Below are 17,904 nucleotides of genomic sequence, written 5' to 3' on the forward strand. Positions count from 1 at the left end.
AATCAGTGCTCCTCTGCGGTGCTCTCTTCGAGCCAGCCCATCGTGGCCTGCACGGCCTTGAGCCAGCTCTTGTACTCGCGGTCCCGTTGGGCCGCGTCCATGCGCGGGGTCCACTCGGCGGCGCGCCGCCAGTTGGCCCGCAGTGCCTCGGTGTCGGGCCAGAAGCCGACCGCGAGACCGGCCGCGTAGGCCGCGCCCAGGCAGGTGGTCTCGGCGACCATCGGGCGCACCACGGGCGCGTCCAGGAAGTCGGCCAGGGTCTGCATGAGCAGGTTGTTGGAGGTCATGCCGCCGTCGACCTTGAGGGCGGCCAGTTCGACGCCGGAGTCCTTGGTCATGGCGTCGGCGATCTCCCGCGTCTGCCAGGCCGTCGCCTCCAGCACGGCGCGCGCGATGTGCGCCTTGGTGACGTAACGGGTCAGCCCGGCGATCACCCCGCGCGCGTCGTCGCGCCAGTAGGGGGCGAACAGGCCGGAGAAGGCCGGTACGAAGTAGGCGCCGCCGTTGTCCTCGACGGACGAGGCCAGCGTCTCGATCTCGGCGGCGGTGCTGATCAGCCCCATCTGGTCGCGCATCCACTGCACCAGCGCGCCGGTGACGGCGATCGAGCCCTCCAGCGCGTAGACCGGCGCGTCGTCGCCGATCCGGTAGCCGACGGTGGTGATCAGGCCGTTGTAGGAGTTGACCGGGGTCTCACCGGTGTTCATCAGCATGAAGGTGCCGGTGCCGTAGGTGGACTTGGCCTCGCCCTCGGCGAAGCAGGTCTGCCCGAACAGCGCCGCCTGCTGGTCGCCGAGCGCGGAGGCCACCGGCACGCCGTCCAGCACGCCGCCGACCGTGCTGCCGTACACCTCGGCGGAGGAACGGATCTCCGGCAGTACGGCGGCGGGTACGCCGATCGATTCCAGGATCTTGTGGTCCCAGTCCAGGGTGCGCAGGTTCATCAGCAGGGTGCGGGAGGCGTTGGTGACGTCGGTGACGTGCCGGCCGCCGTCGACACCGCCGGTGAGGTTCCAGATCACCCAGGAGTCCATGGTGCCGAAGAGGATCTCGCCGCGCTCAGCGCGCTTGCGCAGGCCCTCGACGTTGTCCAGCAGCCAGCGGATCTTGGGTCCGGCGAAGTACGAGGCGAGCGGCAGGCCGGTCTCGCGGCGGAAGCGGTCCTGGCCGACGTTGCGGCCCAGTTCGCGGCAGAGCACGTCGGTGCGGGTGTCCTGCCAGACCAGCGCGTTGTGCACCGGCTCACCGGTGTTCTTGTCCCACAGCAGGGTGGTCTCGCGCTGGTTGGTGATGCCGATCGCCTTGACGTCGGCGGCGCTGAAGCCCTCGTTGTCCTGGGCGGCCTTGGCGATGGCGCCCTCGACCACCTCCTGGACATTGGTCCAGATCTCGGCGGCGTCGTGCTCCACCCAGCCCGGCTTGGGGAAGATCTGCTCGTGTTCCTTCTGGTCGACGGCGACGATCCGGCCGTCCCGGTCGAAGACGATGCAGCGGCTCGACGTGGTGCCCTGGTCGATCGCGGCGATGAACGGGCCGGTGCCGTGCGAGTGGGTGCCGGCGGCGGCGGTGGTGTCGGTCACGTGGTGCTCCTCGGGATCTGCGCGGGGGAAGTGGCTGCGGGGGAGTGGGCGTGGCGGTCTCGCGGCGGCCCTACGTGAAGGCGAGCTTGTACAGGCCGCCGGCTATCGCGGCGCCGGCCAGCGGGCCCAGCACCGGGATCCACGCGTAGCTCCAGTCCGAGCCGCCCTTGTTGGGCAGCGGCAGAAGGCTGTGCACGATACGCGGGCCGAGGTCGCGGAACGGGTTGATCGCGTACCCGGTGGGGCCGCCGAGCGACAGGCCGATACCGACGACGAGGAGCGCGGTGAGCAGGATGCCGGTGCCGTTGAGCGCGAGTCCGGTCGTCATGCCCTGGGTGAGGATGAAGAGCACCAGGACGGCGGTGCCGATGACCTCGGTGAGGAGGTTCTGCACCGGGTTCCGTATCTCGGGTCCGGTGGAGAAGATGCCGAGCACGGGTCCCGCGGGCTGCCCCTTGCGGTCGGTCTCCGGGCCCTCGGGGGAGGTCGTGCCCCCGCCGACGATCTCGGGGTCGGTCAAGTGCGCCTGGAACTGGCCCAGGTAGGCCACCCACACCAGGAAGGCGCCGATCATCGCGCCGAGCAACTGCCCCATCAGGTAGAAGGGCACGGTGTGCCACACACCGGTCTTGATCGCCACGCCGAGGGTGACCGCCGGGTTGAGCTGGCCGCCCGAGTAGCCGTTGGCGATGTAGGCGCCGCCGAGCACCGCGAATCCCCAGCCGAAGGAGATGGCGACCCAGCCCGCTCCCCGGGCCTTCGACTTCTTGAGCGTGACGGCGGCGCAGACGCCGCCACCGAGCAGGATGAGCACGGCGGTGCCGAAGGTCTCGCCGATGAAGATATGGCCGTTGGACACAGCGACTCCTTTGTCCAAGTGTCTTTACGTCAGGGCACGGGCGACCCGAATCGCGTCCGGCGTTCGACAATGTCGACCGTACAGCGAATATTTTCTCTCCGGGAGCGGCAGGTCAAGAGGAGTGGACGGTGAACCGCGGAAGAGGGCCGCGCGGGCGCGGCGTCGAGGGCCGGATACGGGCGGGGCGGATCAGAAGCGGGCGGCGCCCAGATCGCGGGAGACGGCGCGGGCGCAGTCCCGTACCGCCGCCACCAGCCGGGCCTGGATGCCGCCCTCGTCGCAGACCCGTTCCACGGCGCCGGTGATGCCCACCGCGCCCACCGGCATCCGCCGCCGGTCGTAGACGGGCGCCGCGACCGAGGCCACGCCCTCCCATGTCTCCTCCAGGTCGGCGGCCCAGCCGCGCGCCCTGGTGAGGTCCAGCAGCGCCTCGAAGTCGGTGATGTCGGTGACGGTGCGCGCGGTGAGCGTCGCCCGCTCGTGCTCGGTCACCTCGTTGTGCGCCACCGGGTCGAAGGCGGACAGCACCTTGCCGAGCGCGGTGCTGTGCAGCGGGTGCATCGCGCCCACCTCCAGCGCCTGGCGGCTGTCGTCCGGCCGGAAGACGTGGTGCACGATCAGTACGCCGTCCTGGTGCAGCACCCCGAGATACGCCGCCTCGCCGCTGGACCTGGCCAGGTCGTCGGTCCACACCAGCGCGCGGGCCCGCAATTCGTGCACGTCCAGATAGCTGTTGCCCAGCCGCAGCAGCTCCGCGCCGAGCTGGTACTTGCCGGAGACCGGCTCCTGTTCGACGAAGCCCTCCTGCTGGAGGGTGCGCAGGATGCCGTGCGCGGTGCCCTTGGCCAGGCCGAGCGACGAGGCCACGTCGGTGAGCCCCAGCCGGCGCTCACCGCCGGCCAGCAGCCGCAAAATCGCCGCCGCGCGTTCCAGCGACTGGATGGGACCTGGCATCGGCGGCACTCCAAGCAGAGGGGGGTGTCATGATCAGCGGTCGACAATGTCGACCGCCATCATCTCAGAGATGATTCTGGCACCACGGTCCGCCCATCGGAATGCCTTCGAGCCCGGACGGTGCGGCCCGCTAGGCTGGCCGGGTGCGCGTCCCGCCGCCCTCCGATGCGTCGGCGCCGACGGGGAACGCATAGCCGACAGCCGTCGCATCCCAGGGAGCACGTTCCATGGCCTCGCTTTCTCCGTCGTCCCCTACGTCTGGTACGTCCGGTTCCTCCCCATCGGGGACGAACACGGCGCCGACGCGTACCTCCCCGACCGCGTCGCCGATGGACGCACCCCGCGCCGCCGCCCTCCGCGAGGCGCTCGCCTCCCGCGTGGTCGTCGCCGACGGCGCCATGGGCACCATGCTCCAGGCGCAGGAGCCGACGCTCGACGACTTCCAGCAGCTCGAAGGCTGCAACGAGATCCTGAACATCACCCGCCCCGACATCGTGCGCTCGGTCCACGAGGCGTACTTCTCGGTCGGCGTGGACTGCGTCGAGACCAACACCTTCGGCGCCAACCACTCCGCGCTCGGCGAGTACGACATCCCCGAGCGGATCCACGAACTGTCGCAGGCCGGCGCCCGCCTGGCCCGCGAGGTCGCCGACGGCTTCGCCGCCGACGGCCGCCCGCGCTGGGTGCTCGGCTCGATGGGCCCCGGCACCAAGCTGCCGACGCTCGGCCACGCCCCGTACGGCGTACTGCGCGACGGCTACGAGGCCAACGCGGCGGGGCTGATCGCGGGCGGCGCCGACGCGCTGATCATCGAGACCACCCAGGACCTGCTCCAGACCAAGGCGGCCGTGATCGCGGCCCACCGCGCGATGGCGTCGGCCGGGGTGAGCCTGCCGCTGATCTGTTCGGTGACCGTGGAGACCACCGGCACCATGCTGCTCGGCTCGGAGATCGGCGCGGCGCTCACCGCGCTCGAACCCCTCGGCATCGACATGATCGGCCTCAACTGCGCGACCGGACCGGCCGAGATGAGCGAGCACCTGCGCTATCTCGCCCGGCACTCGCGTATCCCGCTGTCCGCCATGCCCAACGCGGGCCTGCCGGTGCTCACCAAGGACGGCGCGCACTACCCGCTCACGGCCTCAGAACTGGCCGACGCGCACGAGACGTTCGCCCGCGAGTACGGCCTGTCCCTGGTCGGCGGCTGCTGCGGCACCACGCCCGAGCACCTGCGGCAGCTCGTGGAGCGGGTCGGCGGCCAGGACCTGCACCCGCGCAGGCCGCGCCCCGAGGCGGGCGCCGCCTCCCTCTACCAGACGGTCCCCTTCCGCCAGGACAGCTCGTACCTGGCGATCGGCGAGCGCACCAACGCCAACGGCTCCCGCAAGTTCCGCGACGCGATGCTGGAGGGCCGCTGGGAGGACTGCGTGGAGATGGCCCGCGACCAGATCCGCGAGGGCGCCCACCTGCTCGACCTGTGCGTGGACTACGTGGGCCGGGACGGCGTCGCCGACATGGCCGAGGTCGCCGGGCGCTTCGCCACCGCCTCCACCCTGCCGATCGTGCTCGACTCCACCGAGGTGGACGTCCTGCGGGCGGGACTGGAGAAGCTGGGCGGCCGGGCGGTGCTCAACTCCGTCAACTACGAGGACGGCGACGGCCCCGAGTCCCGGTTCGCCAAGGTGACCGCGCTCGCCCAGGAGCACGGCGCCGCGCTGATCGCGCTCACCATCGACGAGGAGGGCCAGGCCCGTACGGTCGAGAAGAAGGTCGGGATCGCCGAGCGGCTGATCGACGACCTGACCGGCAACTACGGCATCAACGAGTCGGACATCCTGATCGACTGTCTGACCTTCACCATCTGTACCGGCCAGGAGGAGTCCCGCAAGGACGGCGTCGCCACCGTCGAGGCGATCCGCGAGCTGAAGCGCCGCCACCCCGACGTGCAGACCACCCTCGGCCTGTCGAACATCTCCTTCGGCCTCAACCCGGCCGCGCGCGTGGTGCTCAACTCGGTCTTCCTCGACGAGTGCGTCAAGGCGGGCCTGGACTCGGCGATCGTGCACGCCTCCAAGATCCTGCCGATCGCCCGCATCCCCGAGGAGCAGCGCGAGGTCGCGCTCGACCTGATCCACGACCGGCGGCGCGAGGGCTACGACCCGCTGCAACGCCTGATGGAGCTGTTCGACGGCGTCGACAACAAGTCGCTGAAGGCCAGCCGCGCCGAGGAACTGCTGGCGCTGCCGCTGGACGAGCGGCTCCAGCGCCGGATCATCGACGGCGAGAAGAACGGCCTGTCCGCCGACCTGGACGAGGCGCTGGCCGAGCGGCCCGCCCTGGACATCGTCAACGAGACGCTGCTCGCGGGCATGAAGGTGGTCGGCGAGCTGTTCGGCTCGGGCCAGATGCAGCTTCCGTTCGTGCTCCAGTCCGCCGAGGTGATGAAGACCGCGGTGGCGTATCTGGAGCCGCACATGGAGAAGTCGGACGACGAGGGCAAGGGCACCATCGTGCTGGCCACCGTGCGCGGCGACGTCCACGACATCGGCAAGAACCTGGTCGACATCATCTTGTCCAACAACGGCTACAACGTCGTCAACCTCGGCATCAAGCAGCCGGTCTCGGCGATCCTGGACGCCGCGCAGGAGCACCGCGCCGATGTGATCGGCATGTCGGGCCTGCTGGTGAAGTCCACGGTGATCATGAAGGAGAACCTGGAGGAGCTGAACCAGCGCGGCCTGTCCGCCGACTTCCCGGTGATCCTCGGCGGCGCCGCCCTGACCCGCGCCTATGTGGAGCAGGACCTGCACGAGATCTACGAGGGCGAGGTCCGCTACGCCCGCGACGCGTTCGAGGGCCTGCGGCTGATGGACGCGCTGATCGGCGTCAAGCGCGGCGTGCCGGGCGCGGCGCTGCCGGAGCTGAAGCAGCGCCGGGTGCCCAAGCGCGAGCAGCCGGAGCCGGACGGACCGGACAAGGCGGTCAACCTCGGCCAGATCCGCTCCGACGTCGCGGTCGACAACCCCGTCCCCACCCCGCCGTTCTGGGGCAGCCGGGTCGTCAAGGGCATCCAGCTCGCCGACTACGCGTCCTGGCTGGACGAGGGCGCCCTGTTCAAGGGCCAGTGGGGCCTGAAGCAGGCCCGCTCGACCGGTCCGACGTACGAGGAGCTGGTGGAGTCCGAGGGCCGGCCCCGGCTGCGCGGGCTGCTGACCAGGATGCAGTCGGAGGGCCTGCTGGAGGCCGCCGTGACCTACGGCTACTTCCCGTGCGTGTCCAAGGGCGACGACCTGATCGTGCTGCGCGAGGACGGCACCGAGCGGACCCGCTTCACCTTCCCCCGCCAGCGCAGGGGGCGGCAGCTCTGCCTCGCGGACTTCTTCCGGCCCGAGGAGTCCGGTGAGACCGACGTGGTGGGCTTCCAGGTCGTCACCGTCGGCAACCGGGTCTCCGAGGCGGCCAACGAGCTGTTCGCGACCGACTCCTACCGGGACTACCTGGAGCTGCACGGCCTGTCCGTGCAGCTCGCGGAGGCACTCGCGGAGTACTGGCACGCGCGGGTCCGCTCGGAGCTGGGCTTCGCCGGTGAGGACCCGGACGAGGTCGAGGACATGTTCGCGCTGAAGTACCGCGGCGCGCGCTTCTCGCTGGGCTACGGGGCCTGCCCCGACCTGGAGGACCGGGCGAAGATCGCGGACCTGCTGGAGCCGGGCAGGATCGGCGTGGAGCTGTCGGAGGAGTTCCAGCTGCACCCCGAGCAGTCCACCGACGCGATCATCATTCACCACCCGGAGGCCAAGTACTTCAACGCGCGTTGAGCGCGGCTCACCAGCGAGTCGTACACTTGACGGTCCGGCACAGGCCGGTCGCCTTCCCGTCCGCGGGACGCGGCGACCGGCCTTTGTGTCCCCCGGAAACGGGACGGGCCGGCCCGACCGGCACCGGGAACCGCGCGAGCCGAGGAGTGGGGCGTATGACCAGCAGCATCCCTGTCGCCGACACCCGTATGGCGCAAGGCCCCGCCCTCCAGGCGGTGCTCCTCGACATGGACGGCACCTTGGTGGACACCGAGGGCATCTGGTGGGCGGCGGAGAGTGAGGTCTTCGCGGACCTCGGGCACGTGCTGGACGAGGCGCACCGCGAGGTGGTGATCGGCGGCCCGATGGCCCGCAGCGTGGGGCACCTGATCGCCGCCACCGGCGCGGACGCGACGCTGGCCGAGCTGATGCTGGCGGTCAACATCCGCTTCGAGAAGCTGATCGCCCGGGGCGCGCCGCTGATGCCCGGCGCCCGCAGGCTGCTCACCGAGCTGGCCGCGTACGGCGTCCCGACCGCCTTGGTGTCCGCCTCGCACCGGCGGACCATCGATGTGATGCTGCGCACGCTGGGCGCGGAGAACTTCGCCTTCACCGTCGCGGGGGACGAGGTGAGCCGCACCAAGCCGCACCCCGAGCCGTATCTGACCGCCGCCGCCCGGCTGGGCGCGGACCCGGCCGCCTGTGTGGTCGTCGAGGACACCCTGACCGGTGTGGCGTCCGCCGAGGCGGCGGGCTGCCGGGTGGTCGCGGTGCCCTCGCTGGTGCCCGTCGAGGCCGCTCCAGGGCGTACGGTCGTCGGTTCGCTCGAAGAGCTGAGCGTGCCTTTCCTGCGCGCTTTGAATGCGCGCGTTCACTGAGCGTATTTGCTGAATAGGAACCGTCCAGAGGCGTCTCACAGGTCGGAATCCGGCCCCTGGTGATCTATGTCACGCGCGGGGAGGTCGACACCGCGCTGTCCTGCCTGGATGAGATCCGCAGATCGGGACGTGCGGCGCGGCCGAATGTCCGCAATGTTCCGACCGGGGAGGGATCGTACCGCCGTCCGTTTATCGGTGCTCCGAGCCCCGTTATCGGTATGTAATTCCGCCTCAACTTCGCCGTGCTCTAGCGGAGTAGGTCCCTCCGGCTAGTGTCCCTGCTGGTCAATGCCGAATCGAACGACCGGCATTTGAGCAAGGGGATTCACTGGATGTCACGTAACAAGCGTGTCGTCGCCGCAGCCGCCGTGGCCTTCCTGGCCGTCGGTGCGTCCGCGTGTGGTGGCAAGAAGGACAACTCGTCGGCCGGTGGCGGAAAAGGCGCCGTGATCGTCGGAACCATCGACTCGGTGTCGTCACTCGACCCCGCGGGAGCGTACGACTACGGCTCCTGGGAGGTCATCGACAGCGTCTACCAGAAGGTCATGCACTTCCCGACCGGCGGCACCACGCCGGAACCGGACGCGGCCAAGTCGTGCGCCTTCACCGACCCGAAGACGTACGCCTGCACGCTCCAGCCGGGGCTGGTGTTCTCCAACGGCGACAAGCTCACCGCCGCGTCGGTGAAGTTCTCGTTCGACCGCATGGTCGGCATCGCGGCGCCCAACGGCCCGTCCAGCCTGCTCGCCAGCCTGGACAGCACCGAGGCCAAGGGCGACGACCAGGTGGTCTTCCACCTGAAGAACGCCGACTCGACCTTCCCCTCGGTGCTCGCCACCGACGCGGGCGCGATCGTCGACGAGAAGACCTTCCCGAAGGACAAGCTTCTCGACGGCTCGAAGATCATCGGCTCGGGTCCGTACACGCTGGACAAGTACACGCCCAAGCAGCAGGCGTCGTTCCTGGCCAGCAAGACCTACAAGGGCCCGGCCAAGCTCAACAACGGCCAGTTCGTGCTCCAGTACTTCTCCGAGGCGTCCGCGCTCAAGCAGGCCGTCAAGGACGGCACGGTCAACGCGGCCTTCCGCACCCTGTCGCCCACCGACACCGCGGACCTGAAGAAGACCTCCGGCATCCAGGTGCTCGACGGCACCGGCACCGAGAAGCGCTACCTGGTCTTCGACGCCAAGGTGAAGCCGTCCGACCAGAAGGCGGTCCGCCAGGCCGTCGCCCAGGTCATCGACCGCGAGGGCATCGCCAAGGACGCCTACGACGGCACCGTGGCCCCGCTCTACTCCATGGTCGGCAACGGCATCCAGGGCCACACCGAGGCCTTCAAGGACAAGTACGGCGCCCCGGACAAGGCCAAGGCCGCCGCGATACTCAAGGACGCGGGCATCACCGCCCCCGTCGACATCGCGTACGCCTGGACCCCCAGCCACTACGGCGCCGCGGCGGCCGACGAGGCCACCGCGATCAAGCGGCAACTGGAGGCCACCGGCCTGTTCAAGGTGAAGCTCAGCTCCACCGAGTGGCAGCAGTACCAGAAGGACGAGAAGTCCGACACGTACGCCTCGTACATGATCGGCTGGTTCCCCGACCTGCCGGACGCCGACAACGACGTCTCGCCGTTCCTGGGCAAGCAGCCCTTCCTCGGCACCGGCTACGACAACCCGGAGATCCAGCAGCTCCTGGTCAAGGAGCAGGGAACCGACGACGCCAAGGTGCGCGACCAGGCGTTCGCCGACATCCAGAAGATCGTCGCCGACGACGTCCCGATCATCCCGCTCTGGCAGGGCAAGCAGACCGTGGTCATCCGTGACGGCGTGACCGGCGCCGACAAGGCGCTCGACCCGACGATGTTCCGGTTCTACGAGCTCGGCTCCAAGTGACGGACGGCCGGTCCGCGGGGGTGACGCCCCCGCGGACCGGCCGCCGCGGCTGTTCCCCAGCCCGTACCTGAGCCGTACCTGAGCCTGTTCTGTTCCTGAAGAAAGACACACTCAGTTGAGCAACACGAGCAAGCAGTCCGGGTCGCTGCGCCGCTACGTCCTCACCAGGATCGCGCTCGCCGTGCCCATGGTCCTCATCCTGCTGGTCCTGGTCTTCGTCATGATGCGGGTGGCGCCGGGCGACCCCATCTCGGCCTCGCAGGGCGGCAAGCTGAGCGCGGCCGAACTCGCCGCCAGACGCCACGCGGCGGGCTTCGACGCCCCCGTCTACCAGCAGTTCTGGGACTACCTGAAGTCCGTCGGCACCCTGAACTTCGGCACCACGTTCTCCGACCGCCGCAGCGTGCGGGACATCATCGTCGAGAACGGCGGCGCCACCCTCACCCTCACCGCGGGCGCCCTGGTCTTCGCCGCCGTCATCGGCATCCCCGTCGGCCTGCTCGCCGGCCGCTACCGGGACCGCGCGGTCGACGTCACCAGTCGGCTCTTCAGCACCGTCAGCTACGCCGCGCCCGTCTTCGTCACCGCGCCGCTGCTGATGCTCGCCTTCGGCTCCACCTCCGGCCAGGCCTCCCCGCTGGTGCAGCTCAACGTGCCCACCCAGACGCACATCCTCATCGTGGACGCGGTGCTGGCCGGGGACTGGGACGCGGTCGGCGACATCACCCAGCACCTGATCCTGCCGTCGGTCTGCCTCGGCCTGCTCGTGGTCGGCGTCTTCATCCGGATGATCAGGATCAACCTCATCCAGTCGCTCCAGGGCGACTACATCGAGGCCGCCCGCGCCCGCGGCGTCAAGGAACGCCACGTCGTGGCGCGGCACGGCTTCCGCAACGCCCTGGTGCCGGTGATCACGGTCCTCGGCCTCCAGGTCGCCATGCTGCTCGGCGGCGCGGTGCTCACCGAACAGATCTTCAACTGGCCCGGCATCGGCCGCCAGTTGATCGACTACATCAACCAGCGCGACTACGTCGCCGTCCAGGGCATCGTCACCGTCTTCGCCCTGGTCGTCGTCGTGATCAGCATGCTGATCGACTTCGTGAACGCGCTGATCGACCCGAGGGTGCGGTACTGATGGCCCAGACAACCCCCATACCCCCCGGCCCGGCCACCGAGGCCCCGCAGGCACAGCTGCCCGCCCCCAGGTCGACCCGCTTCGGCGGCCTGCGGCGGATCTGGGCGGCGATCCGCGAGGCCCGCGGCGTACCGCGGTTCATGCTCTGGACCGGCGCCCTGATCTCCGCGCTCTTCGTGATCATGGCCGTCTTCGGCCCGCTGATCGCGCCGTACGACTTCGACACGTACCAGTCCGGCGGCACCCGCTTCCCCAAGCAGGGCGCGCCCGACGGCGACCACTGGTTCGGCACCACCGTGCAGAGCCTCGACGTGCTCTCGCGCACCATCTACGGCGCCCGCACCGCGCTGGAGGTGATGGTGCTCGCCGTGGTGTTCTCGCTGATCATCGGCGTCCTGCTGGGCCTGCTCTCCGGCTACTTCGGCGGCTGGCTCGACCGCATCCTGGTGCTCGTGATGGACGCGCTCTTCGCGTTCCCCTACCTGCTGCTGGCGATCGTCGCCGGATTCGTCTTCGCCGGGATCGCGGGCGGCAGCATCATCACCGCCGCCCTGTCGATCACCGTGGTCTACATCCCGCAGTACTTCCGGGTGGTCCGCGCCTCCGCGCTCTCCGCCCGCGAGGCGACCTTCGTCGAGGCCGCCCGCGCGATGGGCGCCAAACCGTCCGTCGTCATCCGCAAGTACCTCTTCGGCAACGTCATCCAGTCGGTGCCCGTCATCACCACGATGAACGCCGCCGACGCCATCGCCACCCTGGCCGGCCTCGGCTTCCTGGGCCTGGGCATCCAGCCCACCGACGCCGCCGAGTGGGGCTACGACCTCTCCCGCGCCATCGACGACGTCAACGCGGGCATGTGGTGGACCTGCCTCTACCCAGGCCTGGCCATGGTCATCGCGATCCTCGGCTTCACCCTGCTCGGCGAGGGACTCAACGACGTCCTCAACCCGACCATGCGCCGCCGCCGGATCTCCAAGGTGCTGCTCCCGCCGCACACCCGCCGCCGCACCGTCATCACCCCCGAAGGGACGGCCGCCAAGTGACCACCGTGACCGAACCCGTCCCCGCCGGGCCCGCACCCGCCGGACCCGTCCTGTCCGTACGCGACCTGCGCGTCTGGTACGGCACCGACCGCGGCCCGGTCCGCGCCGTGGACGGCGTCAGCTTCGACGTACGCCCCGGCGAGACCCTCGGCCTGGTCGGCGAGTCCGGCTGCGGCAAGTCCACCCTCGGCCGCGGCGTCCTCGGCCTCACCCCGGCCGCCGCCGCGGTCGACGGCGAGGTCGTGCTGAACAGCGAGGGCGGCGCGGGCCGCAACCTCACCGAACTGTCCGACCGCGAGATCCAGAAGCTGCGCGGCCCGGAACTCGGCCTGATCTTCCAGGAGCCGATGACCCGGCTCAACCCCCTCATGCGGATCTCCCAGCACTTCGAGGAGGCCCTGCGCACCCACCACAAGAACCTCCCCAAGCGCGAGGTGAAGGCGCGCGCCCTGGAGGCGCTGCGCGGCATGGGCATCCCCGAGAGCCGCTACGAGAACTACCCGCACGAGTTCTCCGGCGGCATGCGGCAGCGCATCATGATCGCGCTCGCGCTGGTGCTGCGGCCCGCGTTCATCGTCGCCGACGAGCCCACCACGGCCCTCGACGTCCTGGTCGAGGCGCAGATCATCAAGATCCTCGCCGACCTCAGGAAGAACTTCGACACCTCACTGGTGCTGATCACGCACAATCTCGGTATCGTCGCCGAAGCGTGCGACCGGGTCGCGGTGATGTACGCCGGCCACATCGTCGAACAGGGCGATGCCCGCGCGGTGTTCGCCGACCCGCAGCACCCGTACACCAAGGAACTGCTCCGCTCGACCATCTCCCTGTCCACCACGGGACTGCACTACATCCCCGGCAGTCCGCCGGATCTGGTGCGACCGCCGGATGGCTGCCGGTTCCATCCGCGCTGTCCGGTGGCGATGGCGGGATGCGCGACGGCGGAGCCGCCCGAGGTGACGCTGCCCTCCGGCGTGCGCAGCGCCTGCTGGCACCAGGCCATCGAGGCCGATCCCTCGCTGGCCGACGAGTTGGGAACGGGCGGGCGCGAGCCGCTCGCCGCGGTGAAGGAGATCAGCGTTGCTGACGAAGCCTGATGTGATGCCCTCCGGCGGCGCCGCCGGGGACGGCGCGGAGGCGCTCGTCGAGGTCGACGACCTCGAAGTCCACTTCGGCCTGCGCGGCAGCCTGCTGGGACGCTTCGGCGGCCGGGCGGCCGGCGCGGTCAAGGCCGTCGACGGCGTGAGCCTCACCCTGCGCAAGGGCGAGGTGCTCGGCCTGGTCGGCGAGTCCGGCTCGGGCAAGACCACCCTCGGCCGCACCCTGATCGGCCTGAACAAGGCCACCGGCGGCTCCATCCGCTACCGCGGCCAGGAGATGGGCGGCCTCGGCGAACGCGCGCTGCGCCCCCTGCGCCGCAAGCTCCAGATGGTCTTCCAGGACCCGCACGCCTCCCTCAACCCGGCGATGGACATCCGCACGGCTGTCGGCCACCCGCTGCGCATCCACCGACTCGTCGACAGCGAGCAGGAGTACGACGCCAGGGTCACCGACGCGCTGGAGCGCGTCGGCCTCACCCCGCCCGAGCGCTACCTCTCCAAGTTCCCCGCCGACCTGTCCGGCGGCCAGAAGCAGCGCGCCGTACTGGCCCGCGCGATCATCGCCGAGCCGGAACTGCTGGTCGCCGACGAACCCATCTCGATGCTCGACATGAGCGTCCGCGCCAAGATCCTCCAGCTCATGCTGGACCTCAAGCGCGACCTGGACCTCACGTACGTCTACGTCACCCACGACCTGGCGAGCGCGAAGTTCTTCTGTGACACCATCGCCATCATGTATCTCGGCCGGATAGTCGAGTACGGCCCGACCGCACAGGTCTTCGCCGACCCGCAGCACCCCTACACCAAGGCCCTGCTCGCGGCCATCCCGGAGCCCGACCCGCGGCTGGCCGTGGAGCGCGAACTGCCGCGCGGCGAGATCCCGGACGCCGCCGCACCGCCCCTGGGCTGCGCCTTTCACCCGCGCTGCCCGGTCGCGGTCGCCGAGTGCGGCTGGGAGGCCCGCGACCTGCGCGCCCTGCTGGAACGCCGCTGGCTGGAGCTGCCCCCGCAGGACAGCACCGCGGAGAAGGCGCTGTTCGCGGACCTCGATTCACTGTCCGCTCCAGGGCTCGGCCACGTATCGATCGCCCCCGGAAGAAGCCACACGGCCGAGGATGTGCTGGAATACCTCCGGCGTCTGCGCGAGGAAGCATCGGCGGCCGAACCGCGTGAGCCCTTCTGGCGCGGAGTGGTCACGATGCGTGCCGAAAGCGGCCGGGTCGTGGTGGAGTTCGCCCCGCCACGCGATCCGCGCCTCAACCTGATTCCGAAGACCGGCGTGCAAGTCGCCTGCCACCTGCACCAGCACGCCGCGAGCGCCCAGGGAACATGAGCGGGAACAAGAGGAGAACGACGACGATGAACCGCAAGCTTCTGGTGCTGCCCGCCCTGCTGGGCGTCATGACACCCCTGATCGCTGGGTGCGGCGGTACCGGCGGGGGGAGCGGCGACAGCGGCAAAGCCATCGTCGTCGGCACCACGGACAGTATCGAGCTGACCAAGGACAACCCGGCCCCCCTCGACCCGGCGACCTCCTACGACAGCGCGACCTGGAACATCTTCTACAACACGTTCCAGATGCTGCTCACCTACCCGCGCGGCAGCACCACCCCGACCCCGGACGCGGCGAAGGAGTGCCACTACAACGACACGTCCGGGCTGACGTACACCTGCACGATGCGCGACGGCCAGAAGTTCTCCAACGGCCACGACCTCACGGCGGAGGACGTCAAGTTCTCCATCGAGCGCATGCAGAAGATCAACTACAAGGTCGGCCCGGCCTCCCTCATATCGGACGTGAAGTCCGTCGAGGCGCCCGACTCCAAGACCGTGATCTTCCACCTGAAGGCCGCCGACGCCACCTTCCCGGCCAAGCTCGCCACCCCGGCCGCCGCGATCGTCGACAGCCGGGTCTACGAGATGGACAAGCCGTACACCGGCTTCAAGCTGGTCGGCTCGGGACCGTACACACTGGACTCCTTCGTCCAGGCCAAGCAGGGCGTGTTCTCCAAGAACTCGCACTACGGCGGCATCCTCAAGCTCAACAACAGCAAGGTCGACCTGAAGCTGTTCGCCGACTCCAAGAAGATGGAGGCGGCGCTCAAGGCCGGCAGCATCGACGTGATGTCGCGCACGCTGAACCCGGACCAGATCAACAACCTGCTCCAGAGCACCGACCCGAACGTGAAGCTGACCGAGGCCCCCGGCGGCGAGGCGCGCTACCTGTTCCTCAACACCGACTCGCCGAACCTCAAGGACGTCGCGGTCCGGCAGGCCATGGCATGGGTCCTGGACCGCCAGGCGATCACCCGTGACGTCTACAAGCGCACCGCCGAGCCGCTGTACTCGGTCGTGCCGCAGGGCATCACCGGTCACATCAACTCGTTCTTCAACAAGTACCAGGTGCCGAGCGTCAGCAACGCCAAGTCGCTGCTGCACCACGCGGGCATCGACGACAAGGTCGAGCTGACCATCAACTACCGCCGTGACACCGGCGGCACGATGAACCAGCCGGAGGCCGAGGAGATCGCCCGGCAGCTCAACGCCAGCGGCCTGTTCACCGTCACGGCCAAGAGCGAGCAGTGGAACGCCTTCCTGTCCAAGGCGTCCTCCCGCGCCTACCAGATCTTCGCGATCAGTTGGCTCCCGGACTTCCCGGACCCCGACAACTACATCGCGCCGTTCTTCGACAAGGACAACTTCCTGAACCTGCCGTACAAGAACAAGCAGATCCAGGACCAGATCCTGCCCGCCACCCGCAAGCAGGCCGAACGGTCCACCGCCAGCGCCGACTTCGCGACCGCCCAGAACCTCATCGCGCAGGACGTGCCGATGCTGCCGCTGTGGCAGGGCAAGCAGTACATCGCGTCGCGCCCCGACATCACCGGTGTCGAGTGGGCGCTCAACTCCTCGACCACCACGCAGTTCTGGGAGCTGGGCCGCGGCGTCTCCGGCTGACCCGGAGACCGGCCGTCCGGTGACGGCGCGACGACGAAAGCGGCCGGCCGCGGTCCCGAACCTCAGGGACCGCGGCCGGCCGCTTCGCGCATGCCGTGCGCCCGCGGGGGACGTCAGCCCGCGCCGGGGCGCACCAGCCCGCTCTCGTACGCGTAGACCGCCGCCTGGACGCGGTCGCGCAGCGCCAGCTTGGTCAGCACATGGCCGACATGGGTCTTGACGGTCGTCTCGCTGACGAACAGCTCGGCGGCGATCTCCGCGTTCGACAACCCGCGGGCCACCAGCTTCAGCACCTCGACCTCGCGCTCGGTCAGCGAGTGCAGCGGCTGCGGCACCGCGTCCTCACCGGACGGCAGCCGGCCCGCGTACTTGTCCAGCAGCCGTCGCGTGATGCTCGGCGCGAGCATCGCCTCACCGGCCGCGACCACCCGGATCGCCTGCACCAGCTCGGCGGCGGGCGCGTCCTTGAGCAGAAAGCCGCTGGCCCCCGCCCGCAGCGCCTCCACCACGTACTCGTCGAGGTCGAAGGTGGTCAGCACCAGCACCTTGGCCGGGCCCGACCGGTCGGGCCCGGTGATCTGCCGGGTCGCCTCCACCCCGTCCATCCGGGGCATCCGGATGTCCATCAGGACCACATCGGGCTGCAACGCCCGCACCTGGTCCAGGGCCTGCTGGCCGTCCCCGGCCTCGCCGACCACGACGAGATCGCCCTCGGCCTCCAGGATCATCCGGAAACCGGTACGCAACAGGGGCTGATCGTCCACCAGCAGGACGCGAATAGCCACGGGTTCTCCTTCGCCTTCGCTAGATCGGGCCATTCTCGCCCACGACAGGCAGCGCACCCGCTATTTCCGCCAGGGGATAGGGCGGGGGAGTCCCCCCGAACTCGGGACAGAACGCCTGGTGGTCGCACCAGCCGCACAGCGGCGTACGGCGCGGGCGCCAGTCCCCGCTGGCCGTCGCCTCCCTGATCGCCTCCCACAGGGCCTGCAACTTGCGCTCGGTGGCCCGCAGATCGCCCTCGGTCGGGTCGTACGTCAGCACGTCCCCGCTGCCCAGGTAGACGAGCTGGAGGCGGCGCGGCACCACACCGCGCAGCCGCCACAGCACCAGCGCGTAGAACTTCATCTGGAACAGCGGCTCCTCCGCGTACTCCGGGCGCGGCGCCTTGCCCGTCTTGTAATCCACCACCCGCAGGTCGCCGCTGGCCGGTGCCACGTCCAGCCGGTCCACGTATCCGCGCAGCGTCAGCCCGGACTCCAGCACCGTCTCCACGTACAGCTCGCGCTCGGCGGGCTCCAGACGCGTCGGGTCCTCCAGGGTGAACCAGCGGTCCACCAGCCGCTCGGCGCTCTCCAGCCACTGCGCCAGCGCCCCCGCGTCCACCGCGTCGTCCGCCGCCCGGAACAGCGACGCCAGCTCGGGGCGGGCCGCCAGCAGCTTCCGCCACTCGCCCGGCACCATCGCCCGGGCCCGCTCGGCCGTACGCTCGGCGGCAGGGGCGTCGAAGAGCCGTTCGAGCACGGCGTGCACCACGGTGCCGCGGGTGGCCGCCTCGCTCGGCTGCTCGGGCAGCCGGTCGATCACCCGCAGCCGGTACAGCAGCGGGCAGCGCATGAAGTCCGCCGCGCGCGACGGGGACAGCGACGACGGCGGTCGCGGCGGGATGCTCTCGGTGCTGGTGCCCATGGCAGACGACCCTACGGCC

13 protein-coding genes are annotated in these 17,904 nt (G+C 69.9%); 8 read left to right on the plus strand and 5 right to left on the minus strand.

Translation table 11 applies throughout. The annotated features are described in order from the left end of the window. Positions 1-2 precede the first annotated feature (2 nt). From glpK to ACIP4Z_RS11440, 3 genes are all read right to left on the minus strand, one after another. On the minus strand, positions 3-1,580 hold the full coding sequence (gene glpK / locus ACIP4Z_RS11430) for a glycerol kinase GlpK (RefSeq protein ID WP_401306735.1): 1,578 nt from the start codon (positions 1,578-1,580) through the stop codon (positions 3-5). A 70-nt stretch (positions 1,581-1,650) separates the two neighbouring features. Beyond that, positions 1,651-2,439, minus strand: a complete 789-nt coding sequence (locus ACIP4Z_RS11435) for an MIP/aquaporin family protein (protein WP_401306738.1) — start codon at positions 2,437-2,439, stop codon at positions 1,651-1,653. Positions 2,440-2,628: 189 nt separating this feature from the next. Next, a complete protein-coding gene (locus ACIP4Z_RS11440) occupies positions 2,629-3,393 on the minus strand; it encodes an IclR family transcriptional regulator (RefSeq protein ID WP_355333031.1) in 765 nt (254 codons plus the stop codon). 329 nt (positions 3,394-3,722) lie between these two features. Between ACIP4Z_RS11440 and metH the strand changes: the two genes are divergently transcribed. The 8 genes from metH to ACIP4Z_RS11480 all read left to right on the plus strand — a co-directional run bounded on the left by metH (position 3,723) and on the right by ACIP4Z_RS11480 (position 16,196). Then, positions 3,723-7,211, plus strand: coding sequence for a methionine synthase (gene metH, locus ACIP4Z_RS11445; protein WP_355333029.1), 3,489 nt, complete (start codon positions 3,723-3,725; stop codon positions 7,209-7,211). 155 nt (positions 7,212-7,366) lie between these two features. Next, positions 7,367-8,068, plus strand: a complete 702-nt coding sequence (locus ACIP4Z_RS11450; protein ID WP_391129323.1) for an HAD-IA family hydrolase — start codon at positions 7,367-7,369, stop codon at positions 8,066-8,068. A 332-nt stretch (positions 8,069-8,400) separates the two neighbouring features. After that, positions 8,401-9,960, plus strand: coding sequence for an ABC transporter substrate-binding protein (locus ACIP4Z_RS11455; RefSeq protein WP_355333024.1), 1,560 nt, complete (start codon positions 8,401-8,403; stop codon positions 9,958-9,960). Between the two features lie 115 nt (positions 9,961-10,075). Continuing rightward, entirely contained in the window at positions 10,076-11,095 is a 1,020-nt protein-coding gene (locus tag ACIP4Z_RS11460) for an ABC transporter permease (protein WP_223187295.1), read from the plus strand. Further along, on the plus strand, positions 11,095-12,138 hold the full coding sequence (locus ACIP4Z_RS11465; RefSeq protein ID WP_355333020.1) for an ABC transporter permease: 1,044 nt from the start codon (positions 11,095-11,097) through the stop codon (positions 12,136-12,138). The genes ACIP4Z_RS11460 and ACIP4Z_RS11465 overlap by 1 nt, the downstream gene beginning before the upstream one ends. Further along, positions 12,135-13,235, plus strand: coding sequence for an ABC transporter ATP-binding protein (locus ACIP4Z_RS11470; RefSeq protein WP_401306745.1), 1,101 nt, complete (start codon positions 12,135-12,137; stop codon positions 13,233-13,235). The genes ACIP4Z_RS11465 and ACIP4Z_RS11470 overlap by 4 nt, the downstream gene beginning before the upstream one ends. Next, positions 13,219-14,571, plus strand: coding sequence for an oligopeptide/dipeptide ABC transporter ATP-binding protein (locus ACIP4Z_RS11475; protein ID WP_401306748.1), 1,353 nt, complete (start codon positions 13,219-13,221; stop codon positions 14,569-14,571). Before ACIP4Z_RS11470 ends, ACIP4Z_RS11475 begins: the two co-directional genes overlap by 17 nt. 26 nt (positions 14,572-14,597) lie before the next feature. Continuing rightward, entirely contained in the window at positions 14,598-16,196 is a 1,599-nt protein-coding gene (locus ACIP4Z_RS11480) for an ABC transporter substrate-binding protein (RefSeq protein WP_355333012.1), read from the plus strand. Between the two features lie 113 nt (positions 16,197-16,309). On the opposite strand, the gene ACIP4Z_RS11485 is transcribed toward ACIP4Z_RS11480, so the two are convergent. Further along, the gene (locus tag ACIP4Z_RS11485; protein WP_188282977.1) at positions 16,310-16,981 is read right to left on the minus strand and encodes a response regulator; all 672 of its coding nucleotides are present in this window, start codon (positions 16,979-16,981) and stop codon (positions 16,310-16,312) included. A 19-nt stretch (positions 16,982-17,000) separates the two neighbouring features. Then, on the minus strand, positions 17,001-17,885 hold the full coding sequence (locus ACIP4Z_RS11490) for a RecB family exonuclease (protein WP_401306752.1): 885 nt from the start codon (positions 17,883-17,885) through the stop codon (positions 17,001-17,003). Between the last annotated feature and the right edge of the window lie 19 nt (positions 17,886-17,904).

This window comes from Streptomyces sp. NPDC088910 (assembly GCF_044749865.1).
Lineage (GTDB): Bacteria > Actinomycetota > Actinomycetes > Streptomycetales > Streptomycetaceae > Actinacidiphila.

What these genes read in the sequence shown, in the direction of transcription:
- ACIP4Z_RS11440 (WP_355333031.1), bottom strand. Translation starts at nt 3,393, where the DNA reads ATGCCAGGTCCCATCCAGTCGCTGGAACGCGCGGCGGCGATTTTGCGG.
- metH (WP_355333029.1), top strand. Translation starts at nt 3,723, where the DNA reads ATGGACGCACCCCGCGCCGCCGCCCTCCGCGAGGCGCTCGCCTCCCGC.
- ACIP4Z_RS11450 (WP_391129323.1), top strand. Translation starts at nt 7,367, where the DNA reads ATGACCAGCAGCATCCCTGTCGCCGACACCCGTATGGCGCAAGGCCCC.
- ACIP4Z_RS11455 (WP_355333024.1), top strand. Translation starts at nt 8,401, where the DNA reads ATGTCACGTAACAAGCGTGTCGTCGCCGCAGCCGCCGTGGCCTTCCTG.
- ACIP4Z_RS11465 (WP_355333020.1), top strand. Translation starts at nt 11,095, where the DNA reads ATGGCCCAGACAACCCCCATACCCCCCGGCCCGGCCACCGAGGCCCCG.
- ACIP4Z_RS11480 (WP_355333012.1), top strand. Translation starts at nt 14,598, where the DNA reads ATGAACCGCAAGCTTCTGGTGCTGCCCGCCCTGCTGGGCGTCATGACA.
- ACIP4Z_RS11490 (WP_401306752.1), bottom strand. Translation starts at nt 17,885, where the DNA reads ATGGGCACCAGCACCGAGAGCATCCCGCCGCGACCGCCGTCGTCGCTG.